We start from the raw sequence: 21,193 nt of genomic DNA on the forward strand, positions 1-21,193 counted from the left end.
TCGGTTCCTCCTTCAGCGGGTGGACTCGCGGTTGAAGAGCTTCTTGGACCACAGGTAGCCGCCGATCCCGATGACGGCGCACCAGGTGAAGGCGATGTAGCCGCTGTTGCCGATCGGCGTGCCCATCAGCAGACCGCGCAGGGCGTCGATGAACGGGGTGAACGGCTGGTACTCGGCGAACCAGCGCAGCACGGTCGGCATCGAGTCGGTGGGCACGAAACCGTTGCCGAAGAACGGGAGCAGGATCAGCGGCAGGCCGACGTTGCTCGACGACTCGACGGACTTGCTGGCGAGGCCCAGCGCGGCGGACAGCCAGATCATCGCGAACGACATGGCGACCAGCAGGCCGGCCACGGTGAGCCAGCCGAGAGCGCTCGCCTGCGGCCGGAACCCGATCGCGACCGCGACACCGAAGACGAACGTCATGGCGAGGACCGTCTGCACCAGGCTGCCGATGACGTGTCCTGTCAGGACGGACACGCGGGCGATCGCCATGGTGCGGAAGCGGTCCACGATGCCCTCGGTCATGTCCATCGCGATCGAGATGCTCGTGCCCTGCACCGCCGCGGTGATCGACATGAGGATGATCGTCGGCGTGACGTAGTTGAGGTACTCCGCGCGGCCGCCGGAGGGCCCGCCGAGCCCGGCGCCCAGCGTGCCGCCGAAGACGTAGACGAACAGCAGCAGGAAGACGACCGGCATGATCAGGAGCTGGACCGTCAGGGACGGGTAGCGGATCATTCGCCTGAGGTTGCGGCGCACCATCGTCGCCGAGTCGGTCAGGACGTAGCTCATGACTGGACCACCTTGTCGGGGCTGCCGGTGAGGGCGAGGAAGACGTCGTCTAGGTCGGGCGTGTGGGTGCTGAGCGAGTCGACCAGGACCGCGTTGTCGTCGAGCCGGTCGAGCAGGGCCTTGAGCGAGCGGACGCTGCCGTCGCTGGGCACGCGCAGGGCGAGCGCCTCACCGTCGCGGGAGGAGTCGCCCACGATCCGGACGGCGGCTTCGAGGTGCCGGGGATCGGTGAACTGCAACAGGACGTGACCGCCGGGGATGCGGCGCTTGAGCTCGTCCGCCGTGCCCTCGGCGACGATCCTCCCCTGGTCCAGCACCGCGATCCGGTCGGCGAGCTCGTCGGCCTCCTCGAGGTACTGGGTGGTGAGGAAGATCGTGACGCCGCTCGCCACCAGCTGCCGCACGATCTGCCACATCGTGCGGCGGCTGCGCGGGTCGAGGCCCGTCGTCGGCTCGTCCAGGAAGATCACCTGTGGCGAGCCGACCAGCGTCATCGCGAGGTCGAGCCGGCGCCGCATGCCGCCGGAGTAGGTCGACGCGGACTTGTCGGCCGCGTCCACCAGGTCGAACTGCTCCAGCAACTGCTCGGCCTTGCGCCTGCCGTCCACCTTGCCGAGGTGGTGCAGGTCGGCCATGAGCTTCAGGTTCTCGCGGCCGGTCATCAGGTTGTCGACGGCGGAGAACTGGCCGGTGACACCGATGGCGGCGCGGACGCCGTCCGGGTCGTCCGCCACGTCGTGACCGGCGACGGACGCGCTGCCGCCGTCCGCGCGGATGAGCGTCGAGAGGATCTTGACGGTGGTGGTCTTGCCGGCGCCGTTCGCGCCGAGCAGCGAGAAGACGGTGCCGCGCTGGACGTTCAGGTCGACGCCCTTGAGCACCTCGTTGTCGCCGTAGGAGCGGCGCAGGCCGGTTGCCTTGATCGCGTACATGGTTTCCCCCTCAGCTGCGGCGGACGGTGATGTCGCCGAAGGACGTGTGGGCGGTGACCTTGACGGTCTCCGCGGAGTTGCCGGGGCCGTCGCTGCCCTCGAGCGTGTTGGCAACGCGGCCGAACGAGGTCTTGGCGTCGATCCACGCGGCGGTGCCCTGGGCGATCCCGATCTCGATGCCGCCCATCGCGGTGTTGAGCGTGACGGTGTCGCGGACGACCTCGCCGACGTTGATGGATCCCATCGCGGTCCTGGCCTCCGCGGGCCCACCGGCGCGTTCGACGGTGATGTCGCCGTTGGCGGAACGCGCCTTCAGCTCGCCCTCGACCACGCCGGCGTCGATGTGGCCGTTGGAGTTCTTGGCGACCAGCGCTCCGCGGACCGTGCCGATGCGGATGTGGCCGCTGCCTGTCTTGACGTCGGCGTTGCCCTCGACCACGCCGACGGTGACCGCTCCGGCACCGGTGTCGGCCCTCAGCGGCCCGGTCCGGTCGACGTGGATGTTGCCCGCGGACAGGTCGACCTCGGTCACGCCGAGCACCCCGGAGGTGCGGACGCCGCCGGCCGACACGTCGACGTCCACTTTGGACCCCGTGGGCAGCTCGATCACGACGTCGACCGACCTGGTCTTCTTGGAGAAGTCGAACGTCCGCTTCGGCCCGCGCACCGTCAGCGTGCCGTCGGCGTAGTCGACCTTGGTCTTCTGCGCGGCCTCGACGTCCGAGGAGTCGGCCGGGTCGGAGGGCCGCACGTCGACCTTCGTGTCGGTGCGGTCGCTCGCGGTGATCTGGACGTACCCCGCGTAGACGTCCAGCAGTACGGAAATCGGTTCTGGCGTGTCGTAAGAAGGCATGGCTGTCCCCTCAGAAGGTGTCGGTGGAACATCCCCGCAGGTCGGGGCGAAGTGGTGCGGGAGCGGTGTTAGCGGACCCAGCCGACGAAACGCTGGGGTGCCGGGACGCCGCCCGTCAGCGCGTCGGCGACGGCGTCGCGCTTCGGGCTCAGCTGTGCCGAGGCGGCGCGCACGAGCCACGCGTTGACGGAACGGCCCTCCTTGGCCGCGGCCTCGTCGATCGCGGCCTTGAGCGGCTCGGGCAGCCGGACGTTGATGCGCACGGTGGTGCCGTCGTCGAAGCCCGCCGCCACGTCCTCGGCGGGGGCGGCGGCGGCCGGTTCGGGGGTGGCGGCGGGCTGCTCCGGCGCCCGCCGCGTCACCACGAACTTCGGGTCACGGCCCCGCAGCAGCACCTGCACCGAGTCCGGTGCCAGGTCCGCGGTGATCTCGTCGGCGGCAGCGGACAGCGCCTCCAGCAGCGCCAGCCGGATCGCCGACTCCATCGTCACGGTCAACCGCTCGACCAGCGCACTCGCTTCGTCGCCGCCTGTCTCGACGGCGGTCAGCAGCTCGCGGCCGAGGGAAGCCACATACGGGGTCAGATCCATGGCATCACTATGGCACACGGTGGCACCACCAGCAAGCAATTCTGGCTCAAAGTGATGCCATTTTGGCTCACTGCAGGTCAGGGGCTTGAACGGCTCTTCGTGAGCGATGCCCCACCCATGTCAACCGAGGCCGGGAGAGCGTCGTCTACCTGTGCGTGCAACTTGAATCGAGCGCAGACTTCGAGCGGTTCGTGCTGGACCGTTCGACCGCGCTGCTGCGCACAGCCGTGCTTCTGGTGGGGGACGTCGGTCACGCCGAGGACATCCTGCAGACAGCGCTGATGCGGCTGGCCTCGCGCTGGACGTCGGTCCACACGGCCCCGGAGGCGTTCATCCGCCAGGTGCTGGTCAACCTGGCGCGCGACCGGTGGCGCCGCGCCCGCAGACGGGTGCCCGAACAGGAGCTGACCAACGCGGGCCAGGTCTCCTCCGGACGGGACCCCGCCGACACGGTGGTCGACCGCGACGTGTTGCGGCGGGCGCTGGCGAAGCTTCCGGCACGACAGCGCGAGGCGGTGGTGCTGCGCTACTTCGCCGGGATGTCGGTGGCGGAGACGGCGGAGGCGCTGCGCACGTCCGAGGGGACCGTCAAAGCACACACGAGCCGGGCCGTCGCACGACTGCGTGAGCTGCTCGGGGAACAGATCACGGAGAACGCTCATGGTGTCTGACAACGAACTGCTCGACGACGTGCGCACGGTGCTGAGCGCCGAGGTCGCCGGCGTGACCGCGAATCCCGCCGCACTGCTGGCCTCGGTGCGGCGCGGACGGTCCCGCAGGCGCTGGACGTGGCTCGCGGTTCCGCTGATCGCCGTCGCCGCGGCCGCCGCTGTCGTGCTGGTGCCGGCTCCGCGACCGGCGGTACCGGCGGAGGTCGCGCTGCAACGCACCAGCAGCGCGCTGGAAGGCGTGCGGGGCATGGTGATCCACGAGCAGGCTCCGGCGGACGACCGCGAGAAGTACTTCGCGCCGGGCGAGAAGGGGCTGGTGGAACGGTGGCACGCCGCGGACGGCAGCGCGTTCCGGTACCGGGCGTCCGCGGACGGCAGGACGATCGTGGACCTGAGCCGCTCGGCGGCGGGGAACGTCTTCACCGACCACCGGACCCGCACCTTCCGCGCCGAACCCGGTGAGAGCCCCGACAACGAGGTGTGGACGCCGGAGAGGATCCAGCAGGCGATCCGGGACGGCCGCATCACCGTCGCCGGGCCCGGTGAGCCGATCGGCGGGTCGCCGACGGTGCACCTGACCATCGCCGGGCTCAAGCCGGAGCCCACCACCCAGATGTGGGTGGACGCCGCCACCTACCTGCCGAAGCGCTGGCTTTGGGAGCAGGACGGGGCGACGGCGTTCGACGTCACGTGGCTGCCTCCCACGCCGGAGAACCTCGCTCAGCTCAGGACGTCGATCCCCGACGGGTTCACCGAGCAGAGGTGAAGGTGCCGGCGAACGCGGCGAACGTCGGCGTCCCCTTCTGCCGGTCGAGCACCGCGAAGACGACGTGGTCGAAGAAGCGGTTGTCCCGCAGGGCGATCCGGAAGACCTGGGCGACCGTGGCGGGGTCGTTGCCGAAGACCCCGCAACCCCAGGCACCGAGCACGAGCCGGCGGTGCCCGTGCGCCGCCGCGACGTGCAGCACGCGGATGGCCCGTCGCAGCAACGCGAGCGGGATGTCGCCGGCGCGCTCGGGCTGGTTGCGCAGGATCGCCGACCGGTTCGGCGCCGCGGCGGTGAGGAACGAGACCTCGTACGGCTGCGGCAGCAGGGTTCCCCTGTCGTCCTTGAACACCGGCACGCGCGGCGAGTAGATCACGCGGTCGCTGTAGGTGAGGTCGTCGTGGGCGCGGTGGTACGCGTAGAACTCACCGGCGGCGCGCAGGCAGGGGTAGATCGCCGACGCACGGGCGATGCTCTCCTCCTGGGCCTGCGCGCCGTTGAGGAACCCGCCTCCGGCGTTGCGGGCGGAGGCGAAGTTCAGCGCCGCGACATCGCCACCGAGGCGACGGGTGGCATCCAAAGTGGACTCGTTGGTGACGTCGATCCGCACGCCCTCGGTCTCCGGGGGCAGCGGCAGCACCTCGTCCGGCAGGTGGAGCCGGGTTCCCGCGACGGCGGGAGCGACGGCGACGACGACCTCGCCCGAGGCGGTGGAGTAGGAGCCGCGCTCCGCGATGGCGACGGTGTCGTGGGCGATCGCTCGCAACCTGCTGCTCATGATGCCCGCAAGTCTGGCCGTCGTTCCCCGGCGGCGCCAAGCGGTTAAATCCGGGCGTAGACCTCGGCGACCGCGCCGAACGCGGCCTTGGGCTCCCACGTCAGGTCCTCGAAGACCTTCACGACGCCGGGGCTGGCCATGTCGAGGTCACGGCTCGGATCGTCCGGCCGATGCGTGTAGTTGCTGAGCGCGAACATGTAGACGAACGCACCGTCGACGCCCTCGGCATCGAACGTCTCCAGCACCTCGCGCAGGTACGTGGCCTGCTCGGCCTCGTCGCGCACGTAGCCGTCCTTCACCCCCACCGGCACCCCGGCCTCGTCGTGCTCGACGATCTCCATGCTGCGCGGTGCCACGGCGCCGGAACCGCGCCAGGCCGCCGTGCCGAAGCCCGTGATGGCGACCGGCTTTCCCTGCGCCACCACGGTCCTGATGCTCTCGGCGTACACGTCGGCGACCTCGGCGGACCGGATCAGCTCGAACGACCTGATGTCGAACAGGTCCCAGTCGGGGTTCTCGAACGGGATGCAGGCGTAGGTGAGCCTGCCCCCGAAGTGTTCCCGCACCACCGCGACGGCCTCGGCGAGGAACCCGTTGAGCCTCGCGCCCGCCTCCTGCATCCGTTGCGGCTGCCCCAAGAGCCGGCTCAGGCGCTGCATCACGTCGTCGCCGGGCAGGAAGCCGGAGTTCATGATGCTGAGCTCGACGCCGGTCACGAACACGACGTCGGCACCCGCGAGCCGGACCTTCTCGGCCCGCCGCGCGCAGTCCGCGAACAGGCCGAGGATCTCGGCCGGGGCCAGTTCCAGCGGGTAGGGCGAGAACCAGATCTCCAGCCCCAGCCCGGCGGCGATCTCCGCGGCCCGTTCGAGCCGTTCCGGATCACCGCCGACCAGGTGGACGGCGTTGCAGTGCAGGTCGTCCCTGATGACGGTCAGGTCCCGCCTGACCACGTCCAGGTCGAACTTCTCCAGCGAGATCTCTCCGTGGCGCACGAAACCGGTGTCGTACGCGATGCCTTTGGCGCGCATGCCACCGACACTAGGCCCTAAAACTGCGTACGCGCAAGTTTGCGTAAACGCAACTATGACGGCCAGATGAGGAGCACCGGGCAGGGCGCGTGGTCGACGACGAACCGGGTGGCCGGGCCGAGGCTGCGCGGACCGGCGTGGCTCACGTCGCCGTCACGGCACAGGACGAGCAGCGACGCTTCCTGGGCGGCCGCGACGACCTCGTGCTCCACCCTGCCGATCCGCGCCTGGGTCGTGCACGGCAGCGCGAGGCGTTCGGCTGCGGCTTCGAGGAGCCGCGAGGCGTGGTCCGCGGCGAGGTCGTCGAGGCGCGTGCCGGGGTCGCGCGAAGGATGGCCGCGGCCGAACAGCCCGGCGAACGCTCCGTGCGCCGCGCCGGGCACGTCGTGGTCGCTGACGTGCAGAAGCAGGAAGTCCCCCGAGCAAGCGCGGGCCGCGTCGACGCAGTCCTGCCAGGTGTCGTCGGCGATCCACACGACCACCGTCATGGTCATCCTCCGATCACGTGCAGGGACGCCCACAGTGCCACGACGGCACCGATCAGGGTGGCAGGCACGGCGAGCAGGCCGAGCTTCGTGAACTCCGGCAGGTTCACCTCGGTGTCGTGGTCCTGCACGATCCGCCGCCACAGCAACGTGGCGAGCGACCCGGCGTAGGTGAGGTTCGGGCCGAGGTTCACGCCCAGCAGCACCGCCAGCACCACGCCCGGCCCCATTGGCGCGACCAGCGGCAGCAGCACCAGCACGGCGGGCAGGTTGTTGATCACGTTGGCGAGCACGGCGGCGACCGCGGCCACCCCGAGCAACGCGAGCAGGCCGGTGCCGCCCGGGATCACGAGCCGCAGGGCGTCGTCCAAGCCGTTGTCGACCACCGCCCGCACGACGACACCGAGCCCCAGCACGAACGCGAGGAACGGCAGCGACGCCGCCCGCACGACCTTGACCAGCGTGGTGCGGCGCCGTGCGAGCGCGCGCACCACCATGACGAGCGCACCCGCGCAGGCCGCCCACGCCGGGTCGACGCCGGTCGCCGACGCGACCACGAACCCCGCCAGCGTGAGCCCGACCGCGGCCAGGGCGAACACCGGCAGCTCCTGGCGCGGCTGTTCCACCGGGGCGTGCGCGGGCGCGTCGAGATCGGTGCGGAAGAACCGCCGGAACACCACGTACTCGGCCACGATCGCCACGCCCCACGGCAACGCCATGAGCGCCGCGAACCGCGTGAAGCTCAGCCCGCTCGACGCGAACGCCAGCAGGTTCGTCAGGTTCGACACGGGCAGCAGCAACGACGCGCTGTTCGACAGGTGCGTGCACGCGTAGACGTGCGGCTTCGGCCGGACACCGAGCTGCGCGGCCGTCACGAACACCACCGGCGTCAGCAGCACGACCGTCGCGTCCAGACTCAGCACCGCCGTCGTCAGCGAGGCCGTGACGAACACCCCGCCCAGCAACGTCTTCGGTCTGCCGCCGGACGCACGCGCCATCCAGGCGCCACAGGCCTGGAAGAGGCCCTCGTCGTCGCAGAGCTGCGCGAGCACGAGGATCGCGGCCAGGAACCCGATCACGGGCCCCAGCCGCACCGCCTCGTCCACCACGTGGTCGACGGGCAGCGCACCGGCGAGCACGACGACCACCGCCGCCGGCACCGCGACCGCCGCCTCGGGCCAGCCCCACGGCCTGACGACCGCGCACACCAGCACGGCGACCAGCAGCAAAACGGACAGTGCCAGCACGGGATCCTCCTGCGCCGGCACCCATCCGGCTGACTTCTACATCTTGGCCGCCGCCGACTTTATGGCCTGACGGATGCGGAAGTAGGTACCGCAACGGCAGACGTTGGCGATCCGGTCGACGTCCTCGTCCGAAATCTCCTTCTTCGTCCGGAGCAACGCCACCGCGGCCATGATCTGGCCCGGCTGGCAGTAGCCGCACTGCGCGACGTCCTGCTCCAGCCACGCCTCCTGGACCGGGTGCAGGTCGTCACCCGACGCCAGTCCCTCGATCGTGGTCACCGACTGCCCGGCGCACTCGGCCACCGGCGTCACGCACGGCTGGATCTCCGCACCGTTCAGATGGGACGTGCAGGCGCGGCACACACCGATGCCGCAGCCGAACTTCGGACCGCGCACGCCGAGCTTGTCGCGCAGCACCCAGAGCAGCGCCAGGTCCGCGGGAGCGTCGACGGTGACCGGCTTCCCGTTGACGACGAACGTGTAGGTAGGCACAGGGGACGCTCCTTCAGCGCGGGAACGGCTCGAAGTCGACCGGGAAGTTGATCGGGAAGCTGCGCGGCACGACGCCGGTCGCCCGCGCGTAGGCGTTGGCGATCGCGCCGACCGCGGCCGGCACGCCCAGTTCGCCCGCGCCACCCGGTTCGCCCGTCGCCGGCATCACGAAGATCCGCACGTCCTTCGGGGTGTCCTTCTGGCGCGCGTAGTGGAACTGCGAGAACGAGCCCTCGAGCGGCAGGCCCCTGTCGATGTGCAGACCCGCGCGCAGCGTGGTGGAGATGGCGTCGGTCAGGCCGCCGAGCATCTGCGCTTCGAGGCCGCGCGGGTTGATCGGGCGGCCGACGTCGACCGCGATCACCGCCTTGACCACGCGCGGGTTCCGCGGGTCGCGGGCGTCGATCTCGACCAGGCACGCCGTGCACGACTTGTACTCGTCGTGGAAACCGATGCCCTGCGCGAAGCCCCTGGGCATCGCACGGCCCCAGTCGCCCTCCGCCACGACCTTGTTGAGCACGGCGCGCTGCCGAGCGGTCTTCAGGTGCTCGCGGCGGAACGCGACGGGGTCCTTGCCCATCCTCGCCGCGAGCTGGTCCACCAGAACCTCTTCCGCACCACGGGTGTTCGCCGAGTAGACCGACCGCCAGGACCCGGTGTGCATGCGCAGCGGCACCTCGTTGAGCAGCGAGGTCACCACGCCGAAGTCGTACGGCACCTTGCACGTCGTGAGGAACACCGTCTGCGCGAACGACAGGTTCCCCGCGACCGGCAGCGACGCGGCGGTGGCGGTGAGGATCTCGCCAAGACCGTGCCGGAAGTCCGTCTCGACCGAGGCGACGCGGTGCTCGAACGTCAGCACGTTGCCGAGCGCGAACGTCGCGCGCAGCTTGTGGTGGCTGGCGGCGCGAGCCCGGCCGTGCCGCATGTCGTCCGTGCGGCTCCACATGAGTTTCACCGGGCGCCGCAGGGTTTTGGAGATCTGCGCGGCCTCGATCGCGGCGTCGAAGAAGAGCCGGCGTCCGAACGAGCCGCCGCCCTGCGTCACGTGCACGGTCACCGCGGACTCGGGCAGGCCGATGGCCGCCGCGATGGTCTGCCGCGCCACGATCGGCGACTTCAACCCGGCCCAGATCTCGGCCCGGTCGTCGCGGACGTCCGCGATCGCGGAGTTCGTCTCCATCGGCGCGTGGCTGACGAACGCGAAGTCGAACTCCATGTCGAGGTGCTGGGTCAGCAGCGGCGGCACCGCGAACGGCAGCGCGGCGGCCCGCAGCTCGGCTCGGATCTCCTTGTCGGACAACGAGTCGACCGTGCCGGGGTTCCAGGTGACCTCCAGCGCGTCCCGGGCGGCCATGGCCTGCCCGAACGTCTCCGCGACGACCGCCACGCCCGTCGGCACGACCCCGATCGCGAGCACACCGGGCACGGCCCTGGCCTTCGCCGAGTCGACCGACCTCACCGAGCCGTTGATCGTCGGCGGCCTGCGCACGACCGCCGGCATGGCGCCCGGCACGTCGCGGTCCAGGGTGTACTGGAACTGACCGGTGACCATCGCACGGGCATCGATGCGCGACTGCGGCGTGCCGACGAGCCGGTGTTCCGAGGCCGGTTTCGGTTGTGCCGCGAACACTCCCGTGAGCTGCGCGGCGGCCGACGTCAGCAGTCCGTACAGGACGGGACGGCCGTCCGGGAGGATCACCGCACCGTCGCGGGTGGACAGTCCGGAGACGTCCACGCCGTACTGCCCCGCCGCCGCCGCGAGCAGCCTGGCCCGTGCGGCGGCCGCCGCCTGCCGGACCGGGCCGTACACCGACCGCATCGTGTTGGAACCGCCCGTGAGCTGGTTCATCAGCAGTTCGGGCCGCGCGTCGGCGAGCGTGACGCGGACCTGGCCGAGGGGCAGGTCGAGCTCCTCCGCGACGAGCATCGCGCAGGCCGTGGTGATGCCCTGACCGACCTCGGCCCGGGGCAGGTCGAGGGTCACGACGCCGTCCTCCCCGACGCTGAGCACGGCGAGCGCGCCCGCGGTCGGAGTACCGGCGAGAATCAGGACGTCGCCGAGATCGAGGATCTCGGCCGGTTGCGGCAGCGTCGGGATGACGGCCTCGGCCGTGCCGGGAACCGCGACGGTGAGCACCGGCGCGGCCACGAGGAACGCGAGGAACTGCCGACGACGAACCGGGGCCCCGGCTGGAGGGACCGGGACTTCGTTGTCACAGGTCATGCACTCGTCAACGACATCTGGCGGACACGGGTACGACCGTCAGCCGAACGGGTGCACGACCGAACAGCGGGCCGCCGTAACTGCGCCTGTACCGGGGACGATTCGCCGTACATGAGACGAATAGCAGTACTGCTGCTGGCACTTGTCCTGGTCTCTCCCACTCCCGCCCTCGCGGCGGACAACCCGGTGGCGATGATCTTCTCGCCCACCGCCGAGGTCTCCGTCCCGGTGAACCAGCCGCTGCTCGTGATCGGCGGCGCCGTCAACGGCGAGTCGGGCGGCATCACCCAGGTCGAGTTCTCCACCGACCACGGCACCAACTGGACCCCCGTCGACGCGCGCGGCGAGCGGTGGTCGGTCCGGCTCTTCCCGTCCGTCTCCGGCCCGCTGACGATCCACGCGCGCGCCCGTACCGCGTCCACGACCGGCCCGACCACCGTGTCCCGCACGATCCACGTCGGCGGTTCGACGGTTCCCCCGCTCGAGCACGAGACGTCGCTCGTCCTGCACGACACGCACAACCCGACGATCGACGACCCCGACGAGCAGGCCGTGGAGGTCGGCCTGCGGTTCGCGGTCGACCGCCCCGGCTCGATCCCGGCCGTGATCATCAAGCGCGGCGACCACACCGGACCTGTGACCGCGCGGCTGTGGTCGAACGGCACGCTGCTGGCCGAGCAGGAGGCTCCCGGTGCGGCGCACAGCCAGCGGATCACTTTCGGCACAACGGTTCCCGTGGTCGCGGGCACCGAGTACGTCGTCTCGTACTACACGCCCGCGGGCGGCTACAAGGCGACGGAGAACTACTTCGTCGGCAACCTCGCGCAGACGCCGTTCAAGATCCCGGTGAACGCCGGTGTGTACAGCTACAGCGGCGGTTTCCCCACCGACACCTGGTTCGGCAGCAACTACGGGATCGAGCCGGTCTTCCGGCCCTAGGCGTCGGGAACCACCTGGCGCTTCAACACCTTCTCGGCGCCGCCGGTCGCGACCAGGAGCCTGACCAGCGCGCGCTTGACCTCGTCATCGCCGTGCACGTCCAGCTCACGCCGGAGCCGGCGGCTGTCCTCGACCAGCCGCCGGCCCCGGTCGGTCAGCTGGGCGCGCCTGATCCGGCCGTCCACGCGGTCCGGCACGCGCCGGACGTAGCCGAGGCGTTCGAGCTCCAGCAACTGCTTCGAGGCGGCCTGCTGGGTGACGCCGAGCAGCTCGCCCAGCTCACCCACCTTCGGCTCGCTCTCGACGAGGTGCTGGATCAGGTACCCGTGCGACACGCGGACACCCTCGTGCCCGATCTCGCGCAGCCGCTTGAGGATCGCGTCGTTCGCGGAGCTGCCGGTGAGGTAGGCGAGAGTCGCCAGGTCTATGTCCATCAGGTCCACGGCACGATCCTCACATTGACAACCAAGGTTGTACAACTATGGTTGTGAGTATGGATCCAATCGGTCTCGCGATGTCCCTGCACCGCGCCCTCGAAGCCGGCGAGTCCGGCTCCGCGCTGCGCCGCTTCTTCACCGCCGACGCGGTCACCGTCGAGCACCCGAACCTGGTCAAGCCGCCCGGCGCCCGGTCGTCCGCCGAGGAGATGATCGCCAACTCGGAGAAGGGCGCCGAGCTGCTGTCGAGCCAGAAGTACGACGTCCACTCGGCGGTGGTGTCCGGCAGCACCGCGATCCTGCGCCCCACCTGGACCGGCGTGCTTCGCGACGGCAGGCAGCTCGTCGCGCACATCGCGCAGTTCGTGGACACGCGTGACGGGCTGATCAGCGCCATCGAGACGTTCGACTGCTACGAGCCGTTCTGACCTTCTCACCGCTTACCCGTCCTCGGCCGGCGCCTGCCACCACCTGCAGCAGCCCTGTCCCCGGTAGACTTGCAGAGCGTCTACCTGGGGGTTTGTGTGAATCGAACCGTGCGCACGATCGACGACGTCATGGCGTTGCTGGACGAGTTGTCCGCGCCCTGCGGCGGCGACTGGTGGGACCGCTTCTACGCGGACCGCTCGCGCGAGGTCCCGTTCTTCGTGACCAAGCCGGACGAGAACCTCGCCGGTCACGTGGAGCGCGGCACGCTCGTGCCGGGCCGTGCGCTCGACGTCGGCTGCGGGCCCGGTCGCAACGCCATCTTCCTGGCGCGCAACGGTTTCCAGGTCGACGCCGTGGACATCTCGGCCACGGCCATCCGGTGGGCGGAGGAACGCGCCGAAGGGCTGGGCGTCCGCTTCCGGCACGGCGACGCGCTCGCGACCGAAGGCTCGTACGACCTGATCTACGACTCCGGCTGCTTCCACCACCTGCCACCGCACCGCCGCGTCGGCTACCTCGCCCTGCTCGACCGCGCCCTCGTGCCCGGCGGCCACTTCGCGCTCACCTGCTTCACCTCCGAGGAGGGCACCGCCGTGCCGGACGCGGACCTGTACCAGCGGTCCGGGCTGTCCGGTGGCGTCGGCTACACGCCGGACGAGCTGCGGTGGATCTTCCAGGACCTCGCGGAGATCGACCTGCGCCGGATGACGGAGGAGCCACCGGACTCCCCGCGCTTCGGCAGGTCGTTCCTCTGGACGGCCCTGTTCCGCAAGGACGTGCAGTGAACGGACGCACGTGTCCGGCAGGCGGAATGATCGGGTGCCGCCACCTGCGAAAGTAGGGTCAACCCCCTGCTCCAGTAGGTGATCCAAGGCACAAAACCGGCAGTATCGTCACCCGCGTGACGCCGGCCTACGCGTCGATGGCGTCCGTCGGCGTCATCGGTCCCAGCGTGATCGTGATCGCCGTGCTCGCGGGCCTGTACGCCGGCACGCGGCGCAGGCTCGCGCGCGCATCGGCCGAACTCGCCGAGCGGGAACGCGAGCTGCTGGCCGAGCAGGCCCGCGCCGACGAGCGCACCAGGCTCGCCGCCGAGATGCGCGACGTCGTGACGCACCGGCTGAACCTGATGGTGCTGCACGCCGGCGCGTTGCGGATGGCCGCGAGGGACGACGGCGTGCGCCAGGCGGCCGAGGAACTGCGCACCGCGGGCTGCCAGTCGCTGGCCGAGCTGCGCGACCTCGTCGGTGTCCTGCGTTCCGGCCGCGCCGCCCGCATCCCGGACGTGCTGCCGGACCGGCTCTCCCGGCTCGTCGCCGACTCCGCCGCCACCGGCCTGGAGATCACCCTGACCGAGCACGGCGACGCGGACACCATCTCCCCCGCCGTGCGCCGCACGATGTACCGGGTGGTCCAGGAGTCGCTGACGAACGTCCACAAGCACGCACCGGGCGCCCTCACCGAGATCACCATCCACTGTGGACCGAGCAGTGTCCGCGCGGTCATCCGCAACACCAGGCCGCCGGCCGCACCGGGTCTCGTGCTGACCGCCGGGTCCGGCAGCGGCCTGCTGGGCCTGCGCGGCCGCGTCGAGATGGTCGGCGGCACCCTCACCGCGGGACCGACGGACGACGGCGGGTTCGAGGTGGACGCCGTGCTGCCCGCGTTCGTGCCGACCTGACGCTCACTCGTCGGAGGCGCGGACCGCCCGGCAGGCCAGGTGCACCGCCAGCCGCTCGTCCGGGTTCAGCAGGCTGACCCCGAGCAGCTGCTCGACGCGATTGATCCGCTGCGACACCGTGTTCCGGTGCACCTTCAGCCGCACGGCCGCGGACGAGGTCACCGACTCCTCGTCCAGGTAGACGGCGAGGGTGCGCAGCAGCTGCCCGTCCTCCACGTCCGCCAGCGGTGCCAGCAGGCGCGCGGCCTGGTCGACCAGCGCCGGGGTCTCGGCCGCCATCGACAGCAGGCGCCGCACGCCCAGTTCGTCGACGTGCACGACCTTCGCCGATCCGGTCATCGCGGCGGCCTCGCGCGCCTCGGCCAGCGTCCTGCCCACGCCGGTGACACCGGGGTGCGGCCGCCCGATGCCGGCGACGAGCGCGCAGCCGCCGAGCACCTGGGCGATCTTCGCGGTCAGCTCGCGGTGCTGCGACTGCGGCGGCTCGGAGTCGTTGGTGAGCCAGAACGACCAGCCCTCCGCGCCCTCGACCAGCTGGCCGTGCAGGCCCCGGCGGGACAGCTCGACGCGCAGCCGTTCGGTGCCCGCGGTGTCGAGCACGCCCGGCGCGGCGAGCACCACGTAGACGCCCGTGTGCCAGCCGTCGAGTCGCCACCCGGCCAGCACGGCCTGCTGCACCAGCTGCGGCGGCACGTCGTCGCCGGAGGCGAGCAGCTCGGACAGCAGCGAGCCGCGGGAACGGGCCTGGCGCTCGGCTTCCAGCCGTTCGGCGGCGACCCAGCTGCCCAGCGCCCACGACGCGACCTGGCTGATCTGCAGGACCGTCTCGGCCCAGCGCCTGGCGCGGCCGCGGGCGTGCGAGACGAGCCACAGGTGTACGTGACCGGTCCGGTCGGTCTCCACCGGCACGGCCACGGCGAAGCCCCCGGCCATCTCGGCGGTGGCGGCGACGGAACCGGCCAGCAGCTCCGGTGGCAAGCCGGGCGGCGACACCCCCTCGATCGCGGTGCCGTCCGCACTGATCACGGCGCACGTCACGTGCAGCTCGCCGGACAGGATCGTGACCACCGAACGCGGGTCGGGCCTGCTGCGCCCCAGCCGCGCGGTGACCGCGTTGAGCAGCCGGGCCGCCGCGACCTCGGGACGCCGCACGGCCGTGCGCAACGCGTCCGCGACCAGCAGCGGGTCGTCCGCGTCGGCCTGCAGCAGGGGCACGCCGAGCCGGTTCGCGAACGAGATCGTCGCGGCGGAGGGAGCCTGGTACGCGCCGGTCGACGGCCGCACCAGCACGACGGCCCGCACGTCCGCGCTGTACGCCCGGCGCAGCGCCACCTCGACGAGGTAAGGCTGGTGCCCGGTCAGGATCACGAGGTCTCCGGCCGAGCACGCCTCGACGGCCGTCATGTCCGCCGCCAGCCGCACGTCCGAGACCTCGGTGCCGATGCCGCGTTCGCCCGCCAGCAGGGTCGCGTCGCCGAAGACGCCGATCTCCAGCAGATCGCGCACGGTCAGGGAGTCGGCGTCGCCGATCACTCGGCGCCCCGGAACGGCACGTGGTCGAGGTCGTAGCCGAACGCCCGCGGGTCGACCCTGCCGAGCATCTCCGCGGGCAGCCACTGGGCCGGTGCGGGGAGGGCCACGACGTCCACGACCGCGCCGAACCCGAGCCGTTCGGCCGACAGCGGGTGACCGGTCTCGGCGTCCAGGCAGCACAGCAGATCAGGTGTCGTCACGAGCGCCTCGCCGTCCGCGAGCGCGACCAGGTACTCCCCTTGCATCTCCAGGCGCACGTACGCATCGTCGGCGTCCAGCCGCCGCAGTGCCACCGTTCCGCGCGGGAAGTCGCCGACCGACTCGCGCCACACCTCGACGACTTTTCCCCGCGTCACCAGGAAACCACCGGAGGCCTTGGCCCGTTCGCAGACGGGGTCCGAGTGCCGCGACCAGATCTCGCCCAGTTCGAGGGCGCGGGCGAGCGAGCCCGTGATGCCCGCCCCGATCGCGTCCGCGAGCTTCAGCGGCTTCGCGACCATCATCGCCCAGCCGCCGAAGTCGACCATCACCGTGCGGGCGAGCTTCTCGATGCCGGTCGAGTCGAGCACCGCCCGGTTGCCGCTGGGTTCGGTGATGGCGAGCGGGGTCGTGGGCAGCCCGGCCGCGTCGTAGGTCGTCTGGTCGATCCGCGGGAACGCCCGTCCCATCCCGTCGACGTCGACGTACGGCAGGCTCAGGCGTGCGGCCAGGAGCAGCGGCAACAGGCCGTTGCACCCGCCGATCTCCCACCCGATGACAGCCGTCGCGGCCGTGGAGTCGTGAGCCTGCAACGCCTTCAGGGCTTCCTCGGCCTCCAGGCCGGAGGGCAGTTTCTCGATCATCACGGTCGGGGCGCCGAGCAGCCCGACCCGCACGCCGTAGCCGTCCGGGTCGGCCTCCCCCGGTTCGAGGACCGTGACCGGTCCGCTCTGCCGCATCTCGTGCCGCAACATCGCGGCGAACGCGTGGGTCTCCTGCTCGCCGCCCCCGCCACCGCTGCCGAGCATGACCACACCCAGGGCGAGCCGGTCCACCTCGTCGGGCTGCAGCAGGTGCATGCGCGGGACTTTAGTGGCCGAGCAGCAGATCACCCACCGCACGCGCTCGCACGCGGCTCGCGTTGCCCGGCAGGTACGCGAGCGGGATCTCCTCGATCTCGACGATCCGCACGGTGCCGGCGTCCGCGCCCGCCGCCACCGCCTTGTCCACGGCCTCCTGCCGGGCCGCGTCGAGCACCTCGTCACGCCGTGCCGGTTCCATCGTGAACACCCGGTCGACCTCGCCGCCGACCTGCGCGATCGCGGCGCCGATGGCGTTGGCGAACGCGTGGTGCTCCGGCCTGACGATGCCGCTGACGCCCTCGATCCCGTCGCGCACGAGCACGCTGCCACCGCCGACCAGCACGACGGGCAACGGCGCCGGGCTCGTGCGCATGCGGTCGACCTGCGCGGCGATCCGGTCGTCGACGTGGTCGAGCACCGACCGCACGAGCGTGCGGTCGAGGTGCCGCACGAGGCTCGCGTCACCGATGTCGGCGAGGCCCGCCGCGACCGCGACGTCCGTCGCCGTCAGCGTGTCGCCGCCGAACACCAGGGCCTGCCGGGACAACCGGAACCCGACGCTGTCCGGGCCCACCCCGACCTCCGGCCGCTGCCGCACGACGCTGCCGCCCCCGAGGCCGACCGAGCGGACGTCGGGCATCCGGAAGTTCGTGCGCACGCCGCTGATGAGCACCTCGGACGACGCCTCGCGCGGGAAACCGTTGTGCAGCATGCCGATGTCGGTCGTCGTGCCGCCGACGTCGATCACCGCGCAGTCGTCCGTCCCGGACAGGAACGCGCCGCCGCGCATGGAGTTCGTCGGCCCCGAGGAGAACGTGGCGACCGGGTAGCAGCGCGCGTACTCCAGGTCCATCAGCGTGCCGTCGTTCTGGCTGAGGTAGAGCGGAGCGTCGATGCCTTGTGCCGTCAGGGATTCCACGAGGCCGTCGGCGATCTGCTCGGCGAGCACGCGCAGCGCGGCGTTGATGATCGTCGCGTTCTCCCGCTCCAGCAGGCCGAGCCGGCCGATCTCGTGCGAGAAGCTCACCAGCAGTCCCGGCACCTCGGCCGTGAGGATCTCCGCGGCCCGGCGTTCGAACTCGCCGCTGACCAACGAGAACACCGAGGTGATGGCGACCGACCGCACGCCCTTGTCCGCGATGTCGGCGGCGACGGCGCGCAGCTCGTCCTCCCTGAGCGGCGAGATGACCCGGCCGTCGTACTCGTGGCCGCCGTGGCAGAGGTACGCGTGCCCGCCGATGGCCCGCCGCAGCGGCTCCGGCCAGTCCACGAACGGCGGAAGTGCCGTGGTGGCGGGAAGTCCGAGCCGGACGGCCGCCGTCCGCGCCAGCCCCCGGCCTTCCACGACGGCGTTGACGAAGTGCGTCGTGCCGATCATGACCGCGGTGATCGCCGCCGGCTCGAACGCGTGCCGCAGCCCGCCCACGGCCTCGATGATCCCCGTCGTGACGTCGGCCGTCGTCGTCGCCTTGCACACCGCCAGAACCCTCCGGCCCTCGACGAGAACGGCATCGGTGTTCGTGCCGCCGACGTCGATACCGATGTGCATGTCCACCCCTCAGGCGGCCGACGCTTCCTCGACCACCTTACGGTTGGTGGCCCGGCGCGTCCTCATGCGCAGGAGGTCCAGCCGCCCCGCGCAGACGTACAGCGCGAACGCGAGCACCAGCGAGTTCACACTGGACTGCCCGAACGGCAGCAGCTCGCCGCCGAGAGCCGAAGCCGGCCAGATGACCACCGTGGCGGGCACCCACGAGGGCGCCGACCGCGGCACGTACGGGCGGGTGGAGATGATCTCGTTGCGCCACCGCCGCACGACGTAGTACTCGGCGATCATGATCCCGGCGACGGGCGGGAACACCACGCCCAGCAGCACCAGGAAGTGGCTGAACTGGTGCACGATGCCCGCCGCCGCGAGGACGCTGCCCGCGAACCCGACGACGACGGTCACCTGGGCCCGGCTGATGCGGAGCGCGAACACGGCGTCGAAGAAGTTCACGAGCCCGAGCGAGGCCGAGTAGAGGTTCCAGTCGTTGATCTTCAGCACCGCCGTGACCACGATCAGCGCCCCGATCCAGCCGCCGGAGGCGCCGATGACGCCCATGACGTCCGTCGTGCCGAGCCCGTGCGCGAGCAGCACACCGGCGAGGCTGATGACCCACTCGCCGAGCGTGATGCCCAGAACCGTCTGCTTGACGACGTCCCACTCGTTGCGGTTGAAGCGCGTCATGTCCGGCGCGATCGCCGCCCCGACGATGAAACTGCCGGTGACCAGCGTGATCGCCGTCAGCATCCCGATCGACGGTCCCGGCGCGGGCCCGCTGAGCGCGGCGCCGACATCGTTGACGGTGGTCAGCACGAGCCAGCCGAGCAACAGCAGGAACGCGGGCACCGCCACGTACGCCGTCCACGCCATCCACCGCACGCCGTAGGCGGCGATGACCGTGACGACGATCCCGAACAGCAACGACCACACCGGCGCCGGCAACACCCCCGCGACGCCCGCGAGCGTCACGCCGGCCAGCCCGGTCTGCACCCCGAACCACCCGGTGCACGACAGGGCGATGACCAGCCCGAGCACCGCCGACCCGGCGTGCCCGAACCCGGTCCACCGGCTCAGGATCGCCGTCGAGAGCCCCTCTCGCTGCCCGATGAGCCCGACCGTGATCGCCACGGCGTTGAGCAGCACGGCCCCGATCGTCAGCGCGAGGAACGCGTCCCAGAACGTCATGCCGAAGCCGAGCGTCGCGCCCAGCAGCAACTGGCTCAGCGCGGTCGTCTGCCCGAAGCGCTGGGTCGCGACTGACAACCACGGGTGCCGCGCCTGGTCAGGGACACGACTGAGGGCCTGGTCATCACGCCCGAGAAGAACAGCCACGACCATCCCTCCCCTGTGATCGACAACCCGGACAGTAATAGTCCTCCCACGATCGAGCTACAGACAATGTGCACAGTCGGCTGAATCACCACGTTGCGATTCGCACAGGCACCTAATTCATCGCGAGTGCGATTCGCCTTCGTGCGACCAACCGCGTCTGGTGCACGTCCATGCTGACCCCGAGCCCAGGACGCCGCTCGAACCGGTCGTAGCTGCGGCTGAGCAGCCAGTGAGCCGCGACGGGAGTGATCAGCTCGAGCCGCATCTCGTCCCTGAGGCGCGCCAGTGCCTCCCCGACCTGCCGCGTGAGAAACGCGTGCCGCGTGAGGCTGCCACTGATTTCATCGATCATGAAAACCATCGCATGAGGCGCGTCGCCGTACGAATAACTGCACAGCAGTGCCAGATATCCCGCGTCGATCGATCGGTCACCGATCCAGCACTCGCCGAATGTGAGCGTTCCCAGATCCCACTTCGGTTCAGCCTGGTGACGAGCGGCCTCCTGAGCCCACACCCCGGGCCGCCCGGGCAGCAGATGCCCCAGCGCCGTCAGCAACGCGGCGCTGCGCCGGCTCGGCACCTCCCCCAGGTGCCGGACGACGACCTCCCACAGCTCCTCGTTGTCCGCGAACGGCCCCACGAAGGCACTGACCTGGAGCTCGACGTCCAGCGGATCGGTGAGCTGCGGCAACGGGCGCCCGGCGTCCACCACCGCCTGCTGCATGGGGGTCAGCCTCGTCCGCATGGCGGGAGATTAGGCCGATCGGCGCAACGCAGTCCGTTCGCGCATCCACGCCACCACGCGGATCACCCCATCGTGATCGCCGCGCGCAGCCCGTCCACGAGCAGGTCGCCCGGTATCTCGAACTGAACCCCGCCCTGCGCGGTCACCAGCACCGTGACAGGCGACTCCAGCGCGTCCACCACGACTGCCAGCTCAACCCCGCTGAACCGGTGCCAGTGCGGCGGCCAGTCCCGCGGCCGCGCCCGTTCCGAGGCGAAGACGTCCACGACGTCCTTGCGCAGGACGAGATGCTTCCTCGGTTCGCGAGCGGGATCGGCGGGCAGCACGAGTTCGGCGGCCAGCACCGCGTCGACCAGTTCCGCCTTGTCCGCATACCCGCGGTGCACGAGGTACATCAACGACTCGAGGTCGTTCTCGAAGGTGATTTCCCGCGCCTGATAGCGGGGGTTGGGCACGTACTGATCGGTGATCTCCCCGCGTGCGTCGACGAGGTAACGCCCGATCACCGCCTCGGTGGAGGCGCCCTCATGGCCCGGATCGGTCACGTGCAACCAACTGTTGGGCGCGCGCCGAGCGCGTTCCCGCATCTCCCGAGTGATGAGCGGCTTCACCATGCACGCATT

General features: G+C 70.9%; 23 protein-coding genes. 6 read left to right on the forward strand and 17 right to left on the reverse strand.

The genetic code is table 11. From position 1 onward, the window contains the following. Nucleotides 1–12: 12 nt before the first annotated feature. The 4 genes from ORI60_RS15375 to ORI60_RS15390 form a co-directional block, all read right to left on the reverse strand. A complete protein-coding gene (locus ORI60_RS15375; protein WP_266037925.1) occupies nt 13–795 on the reverse strand; it encodes an ABC transporter permease in 783 nt (260 codons plus the stop codon). Beyond that, nucleotides 792–1,727 carry an ATP-binding cassette domain-containing protein gene (locus ORI60_RS15380; protein WP_266037926.1) on the reverse strand — a complete coding sequence of 312 codons (936 nt, stop codon included), beginning with the start codon at nt 1,725–1,727 and terminating at the stop codon, nt 792–794. Before ORI60_RS15380 ends, ORI60_RS15375 begins: the two co-directional genes overlap by 4 nt. A gap of 10 nt (nt 1,728–1,737) precedes the next feature. After that, nucleotides 1,738–2,580, reverse strand: a complete 843-nt coding sequence (locus ORI60_RS15385) for a DUF4097 family beta strand repeat-containing protein (protein ID WP_266037927.1) — start codon at nt 2,578–2,580, stop codon at nt 1,738–1,740. Nucleotides 2,581–2,648: 68 nt separating this feature from the next. Continuing rightward, nucleotides 2,649–3,170 (reverse strand): ribbon-helix-helix protein, CopG family, encoded by a 522-nt coding sequence (locus ORI60_RS15390; protein ID WP_266037928.1) that lies wholly within the window; start codon nt 3,168–3,170, stop codon nt 2,649–2,651. A gap of 155 nt (nt 3,171–3,325) precedes the next feature. Between ORI60_RS15390 and ORI60_RS15395 the strand changes: the two genes are divergently transcribed. Both ORI60_RS15395 and ORI60_RS15400 read left to right on the forward strand, forming a co-directional pair. Then, nucleotides 3,326–3,841: a SigE family RNA polymerase sigma factor gene (locus tag ORI60_RS15395; RefSeq protein WP_266037930.1), complete on the forward strand. Its 516-nt coding sequence runs from the start codon at nt 3,326–3,328 to the stop codon at nt 3,839–3,841. Then, entirely contained in the window at nt 3,831–4,607 is a 777-nt protein-coding gene (locus ORI60_RS15400; protein WP_266037932.1) for a hypothetical protein, read from the forward strand. Before ORI60_RS15395 ends, ORI60_RS15400 begins: the two co-directional genes overlap by 11 nt. On the opposite strand, the gene ORI60_RS15405 is transcribed toward ORI60_RS15400, so the two are convergent. The 6 genes from ORI60_RS15405 to ORI60_RS15430 are packed head-to-tail and all read right to left on the reverse strand — an operon-like array spanning nt 4,591 to nt 10,867. Continuing rightward, nucleotides 4,591–5,385 (reverse strand): TIGR02452 family protein, encoded by a 795-nt coding sequence (locus ORI60_RS15405; protein ID WP_266037933.1) that lies wholly within the window; start codon nt 5,383–5,385, stop codon nt 4,591–4,593. The genes ORI60_RS15400 and ORI60_RS15405 overlap by 17 nt on opposite strands. 44 nt (nt 5,386–5,429) lie before the next feature. Beyond that, a complete protein-coding gene (locus ORI60_RS15410; RefSeq protein WP_266037934.1) occupies nt 5,430–6,416 on the reverse strand; it encodes a hypothetical protein in 987 nt (328 codons plus the stop codon). A 53-nt stretch (nt 6,417–6,469) separates the two neighbouring features. Continuing rightward, a complete protein-coding gene (locus ORI60_RS15415; RefSeq protein ID WP_266037935.1) occupies nt 6,470–6,904 on the reverse strand; it encodes a universal stress protein in 435 nt (144 codons plus the stop codon). A gap of 2 nt (nt 6,905–6,906) precedes the next feature. Beyond that, complete coding sequence (locus ORI60_RS15420) at nt 6,907–8,148, reverse strand: SLC13 family permease (RefSeq protein WP_266037936.1); 1,242 nt, start codon at nt 8,146–8,148, stop codon at nt 6,907–6,909. Nucleotides 8,149–8,184: 36 nt separating this feature from the next. Next, nucleotides 8,185–8,640 (reverse strand): (2Fe-2S)-binding protein, encoded by a 456-nt coding sequence (locus ORI60_RS15425; protein WP_266037937.1) that lies wholly within the window; start codon nt 8,638–8,640, stop codon nt 8,185–8,187. A 13-nt stretch (nt 8,641–8,653) separates the two neighbouring features. Beyond that, the gene (locus ORI60_RS15430) at nt 8,654–10,867 is read right to left on the reverse strand and encodes a xanthine dehydrogenase family protein molybdopterin-binding subunit (protein ID WP_266037939.1); all 2,214 of its coding nucleotides are present in this window, start codon (nt 10,865–10,867) and stop codon (nt 8,654–8,656) included. A 111-nt stretch (nt 10,868–10,978) separates the two neighbouring features. Between ORI60_RS15430 and ORI60_RS15435 the strand changes: the two genes are divergently transcribed. Next, a complete protein-coding gene (locus ORI60_RS15435; RefSeq protein WP_266037940.1) occupies nt 10,979–11,806 on the forward strand; it encodes a DUF4082 domain-containing protein in 828 nt (275 codons plus the stop codon). Here ORI60_RS15435 and ORI60_RS15440 read toward each other — a convergent pair. Further along, the gene (locus ORI60_RS15440) at nt 11,803–12,240 is read right to left on the reverse strand and encodes a MarR family winged helix-turn-helix transcriptional regulator (protein ID WP_266038031.1); all 438 of its coding nucleotides are present in this window, start codon (nt 12,238–12,240) and stop codon (nt 11,803–11,805) included. The two genes, ORI60_RS15435 and ORI60_RS15440, sit on opposite strands and share 4 nt — an antisense overlap. 59 nt (nt 12,241–12,299) lie before the next feature. Here ORI60_RS15440 and ORI60_RS15445 point away from each other — a divergent pair, with 59 nt between their 5' ends. From ORI60_RS15445 to ORI60_RS15455, 3 genes are all read left to right on the forward strand, one after another. Then, nucleotides 12,300–12,671, forward strand: coding sequence for a nuclear transport factor 2 family protein (locus ORI60_RS15445; RefSeq protein ID WP_266037942.1), 372 nt, complete (start codon nt 12,300–12,302; stop codon nt 12,669–12,671). 108 nt (nt 12,672–12,779) lie between these two features. Beyond that, the gene (locus ORI60_RS15450) at nt 12,780–13,457 is read left to right on the forward strand and encodes a class I SAM-dependent methyltransferase (protein WP_266037944.1); all 678 of its coding nucleotides are present in this window, start codon (nt 12,780–12,782) and stop codon (nt 13,455–13,457) included. A gap of 116 nt (nt 13,458–13,573) precedes the next feature. Beyond that, nucleotides 13,574–14,353, forward strand: a complete 780-nt coding sequence (locus ORI60_RS15455; protein ID WP_266037945.1) for a sensor histidine kinase — start codon at nt 13,574–13,576, stop codon at nt 14,351–14,353. 3 nt (nt 14,354–14,356) lie between these two features. Here ORI60_RS15455 and ORI60_RS15460 read toward each other — a convergent pair whose 3' ends face one another. From ORI60_RS15460 to ORI60_RS15485, 6 genes are all read right to left on the reverse strand, one after another. After that, nucleotides 14,357–15,886: a helix-turn-helix domain-containing protein gene (locus tag ORI60_RS15460; protein ID WP_266037946.1), complete on the reverse strand. Its 1,530-nt coding sequence runs from the start codon at nt 15,884–15,886 to the stop codon at nt 14,357–14,359. After that, a complete protein-coding gene (locus ORI60_RS15465; RefSeq protein ID WP_266037947.1) occupies nt 15,883–16,944 on the reverse strand; it encodes a DUF917 domain-containing protein in 1,062 nt (353 codons plus the stop codon). Before ORI60_RS15465 ends, ORI60_RS15460 begins: the two co-directional genes overlap by 4 nt. A 10-nt stretch (nt 16,945–16,954) precedes the next feature. Then, nucleotides 16,955–18,496, reverse strand: coding sequence for a hydantoinase/oxoprolinase family protein (locus ORI60_RS15470; RefSeq protein ID WP_266037948.1), 1,542 nt, complete (start codon nt 18,494–18,496; stop codon nt 16,955–16,957). Between the two features lie 9 nt (nt 18,497–18,505). After that, complete coding sequence (locus tag ORI60_RS15475) at nt 18,506–19,825, reverse strand: purine-cytosine permease family protein (protein WP_266037949.1); 1,320 nt, start codon at nt 19,823–19,825, stop codon at nt 18,506–18,508. A 112-nt stretch (nt 19,826–19,937) separates the two neighbouring features. Beyond that, nucleotides 19,938–20,549: a hypothetical protein gene (locus ORI60_RS15480; protein WP_266037950.1), complete on the reverse strand. Its 612-nt coding sequence runs from the start codon at nt 20,547–20,549 to the stop codon at nt 19,938–19,940. Between the two features lie 83 nt (nt 20,550–20,632). Further along, nucleotides 20,633–21,184: a hypothetical protein gene (locus tag ORI60_RS15485; RefSeq protein ID WP_266037951.1), complete on the reverse strand. Its 552-nt coding sequence runs from the start codon at nt 21,182–21,184 to the stop codon at nt 20,633–20,635. Nucleotides 21,185–21,193: the final 9 nt, after the last annotated feature.

The organism is Lentzea sp. NEAU-D7, assembly GCF_026242055.1.
Taxonomy (GTDB): Bacteria; Actinomycetota; Actinomycetes; order Mycobacteriales; family Pseudonocardiaceae; genus Lentzea.